Origin of the sequence: Candidatus Frankia alpina, from assembly GCF_902806485.1 — a bacterium.
GTDB lineage: Bacteria > Actinomycetota > Actinomycetes > Frankiales > Frankiaceae > Frankia > Frankia alpina.
Window position 1 is genome coordinate 1 of sequence record NZ_CADCWT010000161.1, and the last position, 11,655, is coordinate 11,655.

The following is an 11,655-nucleotide window of genomic DNA, read 5'->3' on the forward strand; positions in this document are numbered from 1 at the left end:
AAACGTTACCGGGAAAGGCGCACTGCCTGACGCACTGCCTGACGCACTGCCTGAGCAGCGGCAACGATCAGGGGCGCCCGGCAGCGTGGCCGGCGACGAGCATCCGGGCCGTGGCGACGGCTGCGGCGGCGGCCTGGTCGACGCTGCGGCGATGCTGGGCGAACACGCCGTCGAGGTGGAACACGGCGTGCCCGTGGGCCTGGGCGAGGTGCTGCTCGACGAGCAGGAGCGCGTCGCGGTAGCTCGCCACCGCGGGCAGGGCCAGCACGAGCGGGAGCAGCATGTCGAGCAGGGCCCGGGTCTGCGCGCCGAGCTGCGGGTGGCGGCTACCCGCCAGCCCCGGGGCGAACAGGAGGTCCATCCCGGCGCGGCGTTCGATGACGAACCTGGTGTAGGCGCCGGCGGTGGCGGCCAGCCGCTGCACCGGATCGGCGCCGGCGTGGTCCGCGGCCGCGCGCAGCTGCCCGGTGAGCTGGCGCGCCGCGGCGGCGGCCGCCGCGAGCAGGCTGTCGCGATCGGGGAAGTGCCGGTACGGCGCCGCCGAACTCACCCCGACACGGCGAGCGACCGCGGCGACGGAGAAGGCCGCCAGGCCGCCCTGGGCGATCAGGTCGAGGGCGCCGGCCACCAGCGCGGCCGCCAGATCACCGTGGTGATAGGAGTTGCGCGCGGGGGGCCGCCGATCCGGCTCGCCGGACGCCGGAGAACGGGCCGTCCCCACCGGGCCGGTCGGCTCCACCGGGTGGACGGGCTCCACCATCGCCGCCTCCGGTCCCGACGCCTGGACGTCTGTGCACCATACAACGGAAGTGAGTGTGCTCTTACATTGTGGGGCCGGGGTGCCGGCGCCGGGGGCCGTTCGCAGACTTTCGTCCGCGTCACACATCGATCATCACGGCCCTCGCCGCGTTCCCCGCGGTGCACCCGCCCGGCGGTGGCGAGGGCTTGAGGGAGTTTCATGGCAACCACCGCAGCGCTGGTCGTCCCCAGCCCGGGCGCCAAGTTCGAGCGCTCGACGGTCGAACGCCGCGAGCTGCGCGACCGTGATGTCCTCATCGACATCAAGTACGCCGGCATCTGCCACAGTGACATCCACCAGGCCAAGGAGGAGTGGGGCCGGGGCACCTTCCCGCTCGTGCCCGGCCACGAGATCGCCGGTGTGGTCGCCGCGGTCGGCCCGGGGGTGACGAAGTACGCCGTCGGCGACCGGGTCGGCGTGGGCTGCTTCGTCGACTCGTGCGGCGAGTGTGAGGCGTGCGAGGCCGGTGAGGAGCAGTACTGCCTCAAGGGCGCGGTGCCGACGTACAACGCGAGACAACCTACGGCGGCTACAGCCAGAGCGTCCCCGTCACCGAGCACTTCGTCGTGCGCATCCCCGAGGCGCTGCCCTTCGACGCGGCGGCCCCGCTGCTGTGCGCCGGGATCACCGTCTACTCGCCGCTGCGGCACTGGCAGGCCGGCCCCGGCACGAAGGTCGCCGTCGTCGGCATGGGCAGGCTCGGCCACATGGCCGTCAAGATCGCCCACGCGCTCGGCGCCGAGGTGACCGTGCTCAGCCAGACGCTGAGCAAGGAGAGCGACGGCCTGCGCCTCGGCGCCGACCACTACTACGCCACCGGCGACACCGCGACGTTCAAGACGCTGCGCCGCTCGTTCGACCTGATCATCAACACCGTGTCGGCGAACCTGCCGCTGGACGCCTACCTCGGCCTGCTGCGCCTGGACGGCACGATGGTCAACCTGGGCGCACCGCCCGAGTCGAGCTCGTTCAGCGTGTTCTCGCTGCTGGGCGGTCGGCGCAGCCTCGCCGGTTCCAGCGTCGGGGGCATCCGCGAGACCCAGGAGATGCTCGACTTCTGCGCCGAGCACGGAATCGCCTCCGAGATCGAGCTCATCGGCGCCGACGAGGTCGACGAGGCCTACGAGCGGGTGCTGCGCAGCGACGTGCGCTACCGATTCGTCATCGACATCGCCACCCTGACCCAGGAATAGCTTCGGGCCCGGGTCGAGGTGCGGCCACGCTGACCTGCGCCTCGACCCAACGGCAGCAGGAAAAGAGCCAGGATAAGTTCATCGTCAACATTATCCTTGGCATCATTTTTTCCCGCTCCCGAGAAATATTGACGCCACCCTTCTCGCACGCTGTTTGTTTACATGACATTCACAGCGCGCGCCGTTTCGACCTCGCCGGGCCCGCTACGATTCCTTTCGGGTTCGCCGCACGGCACCCGCCCCGGCCCACCAGCCGGAACGAAAGTCGTAGGCCAGCCACGCGATTGCCGACCGCTCAGCAGCGGTCCGCAACGTCGATCCGGAAACGAGGACCCTCATGCCATTCGTCATCACCGCCGGGTGTATTGATGTCAAGGACGGCGCCTGCCTGGAAGGATGCCCGGCCGACTGCATCTACGAGGGCGGCCGCAAGATGTACATCAACCCGGACGAGTGCACCGACTGCGGGGCCTGCGCGGTCGCCTGCCCCGTCGGCGCGGTCCTCAGTGACGACCGGATAAAGGCGAAGGACCAGGAGTTCCTCGACAGCGAGGCGGCGTTCTTCACCAACATCCTCCCGGGCCGCGACGAGCCGCTCGGCGAGCCCGGCGGCGCCACCCGCCTCGGCAAGATCAAGGCCGACACCCCCTTCGTGGCCGCTTACGAGAAGTGACGCCCCGCGGGCGGCCCGGCGGCTTCCCGCCCCGGGCCTCCCGCCGGGTGGGACCCGCACGGCGGGTCCCACCCGGGGTAGGTGCACACCGGCGAAGCGGCTGGGTCAGAGGAGAACGGGATCGGGCGTCGGGACAGTCCGGGCGGCCGGGGAGTTGGCCAGCGGACGGTGCGTGAGGTCGTCGTCTCGTCCGGTGCGGGTGAGCAGCCCGGTGAGCGGCGGTCGCGTTGTGGCGGGGAGCAGCACGACGTCGAGCAACTCGGCGTCCTCGTCCGACCAGGTCAGGGCCGCCCACATGCCGTGACGGGCGGCGAGCGCGTGGAACTGTTCGGGATCGGGTGCCGCGTGGGCGCGCGGTCCGCTGTGCAGCCGCCGGTTGGGGACCCCGGTCACCCGCAGCGGCGCCGGGGCGTCCGTCGCCATGAACCGGGACAGCTGGTCGAGGTTGGCCAGCTGGGAGCCCCAGGCCATGGTCGGGATCGCCGTGACCGATCGGACCTCGGCTGGGGCTGTCGACAGCACGACGTCGTAGCGGTAGCGGGTGAGCTCGTTGTGCGCTCGGCCGCGTTTTACGCGCAGGTCGACACCGACGATCTGCGGCCGGCCCCGGGCCAGGTCGTCCCACAGGGCCGGGTCGACGAGCAGCTCGGTATCCCCGGCGCCGGCCACGGCCGCCGGGGACGGTGCGTGCTGTCTGACGGCGGCCCGCAGATGACCATGCAGCCGCAGGTTGCGCACGTCGCCGACGAAGATGTGCCCGCCGGGCGTCAACAGGCCCAACGCGACGTCGAGGACCTCGCTCAGGTAGTCCCGGCTGGGGAAGTACTGCACGACCGAGTTGAGGATGATCAGGTCATAGCCGCTGGCGCGCAGGCCGTCGGCGACGTGGCCCAGCTGCGCGCGCAGCTCGACGCGGCGGTGCAGGGCGGGACGCTGCTCGCGCAGGTCCCGGTCGAGGGTGTCGACGGCCACCGAGGACAGGTCGGTGCCCGTGTAGTGCTCGCAGTGCTCAGCGAGCGGCACGAGCAGCGCGCCGCTGCCCACTCCGATCTCGAGCACCCGTCGAGGCCGGTACTCGCGGGTCCGCTCCACGGTGGCGTCACGCCACTCCCGCATCTCCTCGGCGGGGATCGGGGTGCCGTCGTAGCTGGAGTTCCAGCCGGTGAAGTCCTGTCCCACGACCGGGCTATCGGTGCCTTTATGTGCGTGGTCGTAGACCGCCCGCCAGGTCTCGATCCAGGCCAGATCCTCGGCGCTCGGTCCGTCGACCGTTGCACCGACGGCCGGAGCGGCCGGAGCGGCTGTTCCGGCGGCTGCGCGGATGGCGCGGTCGGCGCGTTCCTGCTCGGTGTCGCGGTCCCAGATCTCCGCATCCGGAACGGCGTCGGGGAGGTGGTCCTCGAGCAGCCGCAGCCGCGGATTGGCCCAGGCGCGCAGCAGCCAGACGCTGAGCAGGAGCCCGCTGATCACCACGACGAACCCGAGCCCTCGGTCCGGCCCGGTGCCCAGGACCGGGCCCACCGAGTCGTGCAGTGCGCCACCGGGTTCGAGCGTGTGCCGCAGGACGTGGTCGGCGAGCGGTCCCATCACCAGGTAGCCGATCGGCAGGAAAACGGTGACCACGACGAGGAACAGCGAGTTCACCCGTCCCTCCTTCGTCTGCAGCAGCGCCATCCAGTGGCCGTCGATCAGCGCCTCGCTGAAGGCGAGCCCGAACATTCCGACGGCGATCAGCCAGGGCTCCCTGGCCAGGCCGATGACCACGATGGCCACGTTGCTCGCGGCGGTGGCGAGGAGCATGCCGTGGGTCCGCCGCCGGGTACCACCCCAGATGCTCATGGTCAGCGCCCCGGTCAGCGCCCCGACGCCGCCTGCGACCAGCACCAGGCCGAGCGTGCCGACTCCGTGCTCGAGCAGCACCATCGGCTGGATGAGGGTGAATCCGATGGCGTAAAGGATGTGGTCGCCGAGGAAGAACACCATCAACGCCCGCAGCCCTGGCCGGCGCAGCACGTAGCGGACGCCCCGGGCCAGCTGCACCCGCATCGACTCCTCGCGGCGGCGGAACAGCCGGTCGGGGAACCGTACGGCCGCGAGGGTGCCCACCGCCACGGTGAAGGTGGCCGCGTCGATCAGCAGGATGACGGACAGGGGCAGCACGGCCAACAGCCCCGCGCCGATCATGGGCGCGAACAGTGCCCCCATTCCGGCGCCGAGTTGGACGACGCCACTGGCGTGGCCGAGAAACGGCTTGGGTACCAGCTGGGCCACGGCCGCCAGGAAGGCCGATCGTTGGAAGGCTGCGGCGACCGAGGTCAGCCCGCACAGCAGACAGATCTCCAGCAGGTTCGGCCGGTTGAGGGCGACGAGCATGGCCATGCCGAACGTGGTGGCTCCCGCGGTGGCGTCGGCGATCAACATCACGGTGCGCCGGCCGTAACGGTCGGCCACCGCGCCGGCGACGGGGCCGACCAGGATACCGGGCAGCAGGGAAACCGCGGCCGTCGTGGCGAAGGCGGAGATCCGGCCGGTGTGATCGAGCATCCACACGCTCATGACGAGCAGGCTCAGCGCGCTGCCGATGGCGGAGACGAGCTGTCCGGCGGCCACCACCGCGAACCGGCCGAAACCGGGACGTGGATCCGGCGACCGGTGGCGGGATCCGTCCACCGCACCGCCGCGGGCCGTGGTGTCGCGGGCCGCGGTGTCGCCGGCGGCGGTGTCGCCGGCGGCGGTGTCGCGGGGCACGGGTTGCGGGGCCGCGCCGCTCGACGGTCCCATGGCAGCCGGCTCGTGAAGCTCCGCCGCCCAGTCGGTGAGGGTCCTGGCCAGCTCGGGGGCCTGGTGCTTGAGGAAGCCGTGCCCGGCTCGGGGCAGCACCGCCAGGTCCACCTGCTCGGCGAAGTGCTCCCATTCGTGGTAGCGCTCCGCATACAGCTCGGTGACCCTGTCCTTGCTGCCGACGATGCTGAGCATCGGCGCGGAGAACCGGGGATGGTGACGATCGGTGAGCGTCCGCGTGAAGTATTCCTCCGAGCAGCGTTCGTCCTGGCGCACGGCGCGCATGACGACGGCTTGCTCGGCCGGGTCGGCCTGCAGGCCGGCCAGGCCGCCGCCGAGGGCGCGGACCTCTTCCTGGATGGCACGGTCGGAAACCAGGCGGTCCACCTGGAACCGCCGGTAGATCCAGTCGAAGAAGCGTCCCGGCATGCGCGCCATCGGGAACATCGCGCCGACCGCCACCCCGGACTGCGGCGATCCCAGCTCCTGGAGCCGGTTGGCGAGCGCGATGGTGACGGCGGCGCCGTGGCAGTGGCCGTAAAGGTAGATCGGCCCGGGCAGTTTTGTGATCTCGTCCGCGCAGCGGGACACCAGCTCATCGAAGGCGAGCGACGGCTCGTCGGGGCGGCTGAAGTCCCATCCTGGAAACTGCGCCGCCTACAGCGCCCAACCGTCGGGCAGCGCGGCAGCCAGCGGCTCGAACGAGACCGCCTGGCCACCCGAGTACGGGATGCAGACGATCGTGCCCATGGCGGCCGATCCGTCCGCGACGGTGAGCCGGTGCAACAGCGCGTCGGGCCGCGCGGGCCCGCCGACCGAGCCACGCCTGGTCTCCAGGTGCTCGACGAGCTGGGTGATGGTGGGATGCCGGTAGAGGTCGAGCAGCGCCACCCGGACACCGAACGTCTGCTCGACCTGCCTGATGAGCCGCAGCGCAAGGAACGAGTCGCCACCGAGCTCGAAGAAGCCGTCGTCGGGGCCGATCTGGTCGTGGCCCAGGATCTGGCGCCAGACGGCGGCCATCTCCTGCTGGTCGCGTGTCCGCGGCGGCGGCGTCGGCGGGTCGTCGGCGGTCTGCGGCTCGGGAGGTGCCGGCAGCGCCCGGCGGTCCACTTTGCCGTTGGGGTTCAGCGGCAAGGAGTCGAGCAGCACTGTCTGTGTCGGTAGGGCGTGGCGGGGCAGAAAGTGCGCCAGCGCCGCGCGCAGCCCGGTCGGGTCGGGTGGGTCGGCGGGGTCCCGCGCGGTGACGTAGCCGACCAGCCGGGGTGTGCCCCGCCGGTCGGGCCGCAGCACCACCGCCGCAGCGCCGACCTGCGGTAACGCGGCGAGCGCGGCCTCAACCTCGGCCAGCTCGATCCGATGCCCGTGCAGCTTGACCTGATCGTCGAGTCGGCCCAGCAGCTCCAGCACACCATCGGCGCGCAAACGTGCCCGGTCGCCGGTGCGGTACATCCGCGCGCCGGGCCCGCCCGCGAACGGGTCGGGCCGGAACCGCGTGGCGGTGAGGTCGACGCGGTCGTGGTAGCCGATCGCGACCCCCGCTCCGCCAATCCACAGCTCGCCTGGTACGCCGAACGGCATCAGCTCCGCCCGGTCGTCGAGGACGTAGAGCCGGTTGCCGGGGTAGGGACGCCCGATCGGCAGCGGCGCTTCGGCCGGCAGGTGCGTGACGTCGCCGTCGAAGTAGGCGTTGTCGATCGTGGCCTCGGTGACGCCGTAGGAGTTGACGACCCGCCCGCCCGGCCTCACCGCACGGGCGGCGCGACGGTACTCGTGCACCGCCCAGGCATCGGCGCCCCCGGCCAGGACCCGGATTCCGGCCAGCGGCGGCGGGCCGCCGGTCGTAGGCTCCACGTGGTCGAGCAGCCGGCGCAGCACCGCCGGCACCAGCTCGACGACCGCGATCCGCTCCTCGACCAGCAGCGCGGCCAGCGCCGCCGGGTCCAGCAGGGTCTCCTGCCCACAGGCCACCAGGCAGCCGCCGGTGGTCAGTGCCCGCAGCGTCTCGCCGGCGAACACGTCGAACGAGGTGTTGGCGCCCTGCAGATGCCGCTCGCCGGGCCGCAGGTCGTAGGCCTGCCGCCACATCGCCGCGGCGTGGTGCAGGTTGGCGTGCGCGACGACGACGCCCTTGGGCCGGCCCGTGGTACCGGAGGTGTAGATCACGTAGGCGGCGGCCGTCGGCGCGGTCTCCGGCCCCGGCGGCCGCCGGGCCGGCAGCGGCGCCGCCGAACCGGTGTTCATGGTGACGTCCACCATCACCGTGTCGGTGAGTTCGCCCGGCCAGGTCCCGGGGCGGGTCAACACCACCGTCGTGCCGCTGTCGGCGAGCGTGTACCGCAGCCGGTCCTCGGGGTACTGCGGGTCCAGCGGCACGTAGGCGGCCCCGGCGCGCCACACCGCCAGCACGGCGGCGTAGGCGTCCCGGCCGCGGGGCAGGCAGATCGCCACCCGGTCCCCGGGCGTCACCCCCACGGCCAGCAGCCGCGCGCCGAGGACATCGGCGCGCCGCTCCAGCTCGGTGTAGGTCCAGCTCACGTCGCCGTCGCGGACGGCCGTGGCGTTCGGGTACAGCCGGGCCTGTTCGCTGACCAGCAGGTGCGCCCCACCGCGCGGGCGGTCGTGGGCGTCCCCGGCGTCGGTGTCGGCGTCGGGAGCCGGGGTCACTCCGGCTGCCAGGACGGCGTCGCGCTGGGCCGGCGACAGCAACGCGAGCCGGCTGACCGGCAGGCCGGGGTGCTCGACGAGGTCGCGCAGCAGGATCAGCAGGTGCTCGAGCAGGCGGGCGGCGGTGGCTGGGGCGAACAGGTCCGTGGCGTACTCGACGGCCAGCTCGGGCGCGCCCGGCCGCGCCAGGTCCACGGTCAGGTTCAGGTCGAGCTTGGCGCCGCCGGAGACGGTGTCGCCGAGGTGCTCGACGGCGATGTCGCCGCGGCGGGACCAGGCCGGGGCAATCGTGATGATGTTGAGCATCACCTGGGTCAGCGGGCCGCGGTCGGAGTGCGGCCGCACCGGCAGCGCCCGGACCAGCTCGTCAAGAGCCACGTCCGGGTGGCCGAGGGCGTCGATCAGAGCGCCGCCGGCCCGGCCGATCGCGGTGGCGGAGTCCGGGTCGTCGGAGAGGTCGACCCGCAGCGGCACGATCGTCAGGTAGGCACCGATGCCGGCGGCGGTGTCGGGGTTGCGGTGGGCCCAGCGGGCTGAGCCCGGTGACGTCGCCGTGCCCGCTGAGCCGGGCGGACACCCCGGCGAGCAGCAGCGCCGAGGGGGTCGTGGCCCGGGCTCGGGCGGCGCGTTCGACGGCGGCCAGCAGGTCCAGGGGCAGTGCGATCCGATGGGTGGCGCCGGTGAAGGACCGCACCGGTGGACGGGGCCGGTCGGCGGGGACCTCCACGTCGGTGTCGACCGCGGCGAGGCGGTCGATCCAGTGCTCGAAGGTGCGCGGCTCGGTCCGCCGCCGCCGCAGATACCCGGCGAACGAGGGCAGCTGTGCGGGGGTCTCCCCCGCCAGCAGCGCGGCGAGCCGCTCGGCGAACACCACGGCCGGCCAGCCGTCGAACACCAGATGGTGCACGGCCACGACGAGTTCCCACTCCCGGTCCCCGAGCCGGATCGCGGTGGCGGCCAGCAGCGGGCCGGTGGCGATGTCGAAGACCGTGCGCCCGCGGCGGGCGGCGAGCTCGGCGCGGCGGTCGGCCTGTTCCCGGACGGGGATCGCGCACAGGTCGTGCGCCTCGAAGGGCAGCGCGGGGGGCTGCGCGCCGACCCTGAGCGTCGGTCCGTCGGCGCCCTCCCGCACGACGGCGCGGAAGGCGTCGTGGCCGGCGACCAGGGCACGCAACGCTGCGGCGAGACGGCCTGGGTCGTCGACCCCGTCCAGGCGGAAGCGCAGTCCGAGGGTGTGCATCGGGGTGCCCGGAGCGAGCTGCTCCGCCAACCACATGTCGCGCTGGAAAGCGGTCAGTGGCGCCGGTCGGTCCGGCTCCCGCCCGACGGCGCCGGCTGGGCTGGTGGGAACGGCGGGGTCGGCCTGGTCCACGAGGGCGAGCAGGCCGGCCGCGGTCGGGCGACCGTACACCGTGGACATGGCGAGCTCCACGCCGAACTCCCGCGCGACCCCGGCCACGATCCGGACCATGCTGAGCGAGTGGGCCCCGAGTGCGAAGAACGAGTCGTCGGGTTCGACCGGGGTTCCGTCGAGCGCGTCGCTGACCACGGCGCAGATCCGCTGCTTCCGATCGGTCGCAGCCGGCCGATCACCGGACGCCCCGGGTGCGGCGGGTGGCGAGGACGAGGTGGCCGCTGCGGTGCCGGCCAGCGCCACCAGCGCCGCGTAGTCGATCTTGTCTCGGTCGGTGCGGGGGAACGACTCCACGGGGAAAAGCCGTGACGGCACGGCTACCGCGGGCAGCGTCTCGTTCAGGTGCCGACGCAGCCGCTTCAGATCCGGTGGGGAGAGCGTCCCCACCGGCAGCACGTAGCCGATCAGCCCGGCGGACTCGGGATCGTAGACGGCCACGGCGTCGCGCACTCCGGGGCCGGCCAGCATCGCCTTCTCCACCTCGGCCAGATCGACGCGGAATCCGCGCACCTTGACCTGCCGATCGAGGCGGCCGAGCACCACGTACCGGCCGTCGGGAAGCCGGCGCGCTCGATCACCTGTCCGGTAGCGGCGGGCACCGTCGGGACTGGTGATGAAACCACCAGAGGAACCTTCGGGCAGGCCGAGGTAGCCGGCGGCCACGGTGGGTCCGGAGATGACCAGCTCGCCGTCCTCGTCGTCCTCGACCGGACGGCCGTCGGGATCCTCGATGCTGATCTGCACGCCGGGCAGCGGGCGGCCGACCGAGATGATCGCGTCTGTGGGTGTGGGCACCGCCGGCCCGGCCAGCTCCTCGGTGGTGGCGACGATGGTGGTCTCGGTGGGCCCGTAAACGTTGACCAGCCGGGTCGCCGATCCGGCGGTGAGCCGGCGCCAGTCCTCGACGCGTTCCCCCCGCGGTCCCTCCCCGCCGACGGTGACCAGGCGCAACGACGGCGGCAGGACCAGCCCGTCACGAACCATGCCATCAACAACCTCGTGCCAGTACGCGGTGGGCAGCGAGAGCACGGTCAGGCCGAGCTCGGCGGTGCGGGCCAGCAACCGGGCCGGGGAAGAGATCATGTCGTCGTCCCGGACCACGACCGTCGCCCCCGCCGCCAACGTCGTGAAGATCTCTTCGAGGCCGACGTCGGCGGTGGCCGGGGCGAACTGCAGCACCCGGTCACCCGGGCGCAGCTCGTACACGTCGGCAAGGGCCGTGATCACGTGACACAGCGCCGCGTCTGGGATCGCCACCGGCTTCGGCCGCCCTGTACTGCCCGACGTCATCAGGACGCAGGCGATGTCATCGGGCGCGTCGGGGCCCGCGGCCGGCGGAGGCGAGCTCCGGCCGGCCCACTCATGGTCCAGGTCAACCTCACGGTCCAGGTCAACCTCATAGCAGCGCCACGCGGTGTCGGCGAACCTGGAATGCCAGCGGCGGGGCGCCATGACGACCCCAACGCCAAGCTCGGCGGCCCGGACCAGCGCCTGCGACGGCGGGGCGGGCACGCCGTGTGGGTCGGGCACGCCGTGTGGGTCGAGGGGAAGGAAGGCCGCTCCCACAGCGAGCGCGGCAAGCATCCCGACCACCGTCTCCCGGCCCCGCGGGGCGCACAGGCCGACGGCGTCGCCACGGCACACACCTGTGGCCAGTAGCTGGCCGGCCACGGTGTCGACCCGCTCCCGCAGCTGCCGGTAGTTCCACTTCATGCTGCCGTCCACGACGGCGGGGGCGAGCCGGCGGGCGGCGACCTGCGCCCAGACCGCGTCTACAAGGGTGACATTGCCGGCCACCGCCGGCAGCTCGTGCGGGTAGGGCAGAGCGGACATTGGGAAACATCCCTTGGTCTCGGGCCACGGAGCGGCTCAGCGAGTGGGAAGGCTCAGCGCAGGTTCGGACGGACCAGGAACCCAAGCGTCAGAGCGGTGGAGTCGACGGTGGGGTCGGAATGCTCGAGGGCAACGACCTCCAGCCCAGCCTGGTCAGACAAAGTCCGCTGCAACGAGATGATCGACCTCGATCACCAGCAACCACGTGTCGGGGCGGTTCAGGGCGGTCGCTGCCGCTGAGCCATTCCCGGCAACGATTTGTGAGGTTGGGTAATTGTTGCGGGGTGTGAGTGTC

Annotated in this window: 6 protein-coding genes and 3 pseudogenes; 3 read left to right on the forward strand and 6 right to left on the reverse strand. The window is 72.4% G+C overall.

What is annotated here, in order from left to right; translation table 11 throughout:
* Window positions 1–67 precede the first annotated feature (67 nt).
* Complete coding sequence (locus G6R25_RS16380; protein ID WP_205447160.1) at window positions 68–760, reverse strand: TetR/AcrR family transcriptional regulator; 693 nt, start codon at window positions 758–760, stop codon at window positions 68–70.
* A 198-nt stretch (window positions 761–958) separates the two neighbouring features.
* Here G6R25_RS16380 and G6R25_RS31700 point away from each other — a divergent pair.
* The 3 genes and pseudogenes from G6R25_RS31700 to fdxA all read left to right on the forward strand — a co-directional run.
* Window positions 959–1,228: pseudogene (locus G6R25_RS31700) on the forward strand (alcohol dehydrogenase catalytic domain-containing protein); the annotation flags it as partial.
* A 137-nt stretch (window positions 1,229–1,365) separates the two neighbouring features.
* Complete coding sequence (locus G6R25_RS31705) at window positions 1,366–1,992, forward strand: NAD(P)-dependent alcohol dehydrogenase (protein ID WP_272871457.1); 627 nt, start codon at window positions 1,366–1,368, stop codon at window positions 1,990–1,992.
* Window positions 1,993–2,329: 337 nt separating this feature from the next.
* Entirely contained in the window at window positions 2,330–2,665 is a 336-nt protein-coding gene (gene fdxA, locus G6R25_RS16390; RefSeq protein ID WP_163553696.1) for a ferredoxin, read from the forward strand.
* A 105-nt stretch (window positions 2,666–2,770) separates the two neighbouring features.
* On the opposite strand, the gene G6R25_RS16395 is transcribed toward fdxA, so the two are convergent.
* The 5 genes and pseudogenes from G6R25_RS16395 to G6R25_RS28985 all read right to left on the reverse strand — a co-directional run bounded on the left by G6R25_RS16395 (window position 2,771) and on the right by G6R25_RS28985 (window position 11,360).
* Window positions 2,771–5,446, reverse strand: a complete 2,676-nt coding sequence (locus G6R25_RS16395) for an MFS transporter (RefSeq protein ID WP_336501684.1) — start codon at window positions 5,444–5,446, stop codon at window positions 2,771–2,773.
* 39 nt (window positions 5,447–5,485) lie between these two features.
* Window positions 5,486–6,070, reverse strand: a pseudogene (locus tag G6R25_RS29790) (thioesterase II family protein); the annotation flags it as partial.
* A gap of 33 nt (window positions 6,071–6,103) precedes the next feature.
* Window positions 6,104–6,469, reverse strand: a complete 366-nt coding sequence (locus G6R25_RS28975; protein ID WP_205447163.1) for an acyl carrier protein — start codon at window positions 6,467–6,469, stop codon at window positions 6,104–6,106.
* A gap of 102 nt (window positions 6,470–6,571) precedes the next feature.
* A pseudogene (locus G6R25_RS28980) lies at window positions 6,572–8,599 on the reverse strand (amino acid adenylation domain-containing protein); the annotation flags it as partial.
* On the reverse strand, window positions 8,481–11,360 hold the full coding sequence (locus G6R25_RS28985; RefSeq protein ID WP_163553699.1) for a non-ribosomal peptide synthetase: 2,880 nt from the start codon (window positions 11,358–11,360) through the stop codon (window positions 8,481–8,483). The pseudogene G6R25_RS28980 and the gene G6R25_RS28985, both read right to left, overlap by 119 nt.
* Window positions 11,361–11,655 lie beyond the last annotated feature (295 nt).

Excerpts from the sequence above, each read along its gene's own strand:
- G6R25_RS16380 (WP_205447160.1), bottom strand. The coding sequence starts at position 760 with ATGGTGGAGCCCGTCCACCCGGTGGAGCCGACCGGCCCGGTGGGGACG.
- fdxA (WP_163553696.1), top strand. The coding sequence starts at position 2,330 with ATGCCATTCGTCATCACCGCCGGGTGTATTGATGTCAAGGACGGCGCC.
- G6R25_RS16395 (WP_336501684.1), bottom strand. The coding sequence starts at position 5,446 with ATGGGACCGTCGAGCGGCGCGGCCCCGCAACCCGTGCCCCGCGACACC.
- G6R25_RS28975 (WP_205447163.1), bottom strand. The coding sequence starts at position 6,469 with ATGGCCGCCGTCTGGCGCCAGATCCTGGGCCACGACCAGATCGGCCCC.
- G6R25_RS28985 (WP_163553699.1), bottom strand. The coding sequence starts at position 11,360 with ATGTCCGCTCTGCCCTACCCGCACGAGCTGCCGGCGGTGGCCGGCAAT.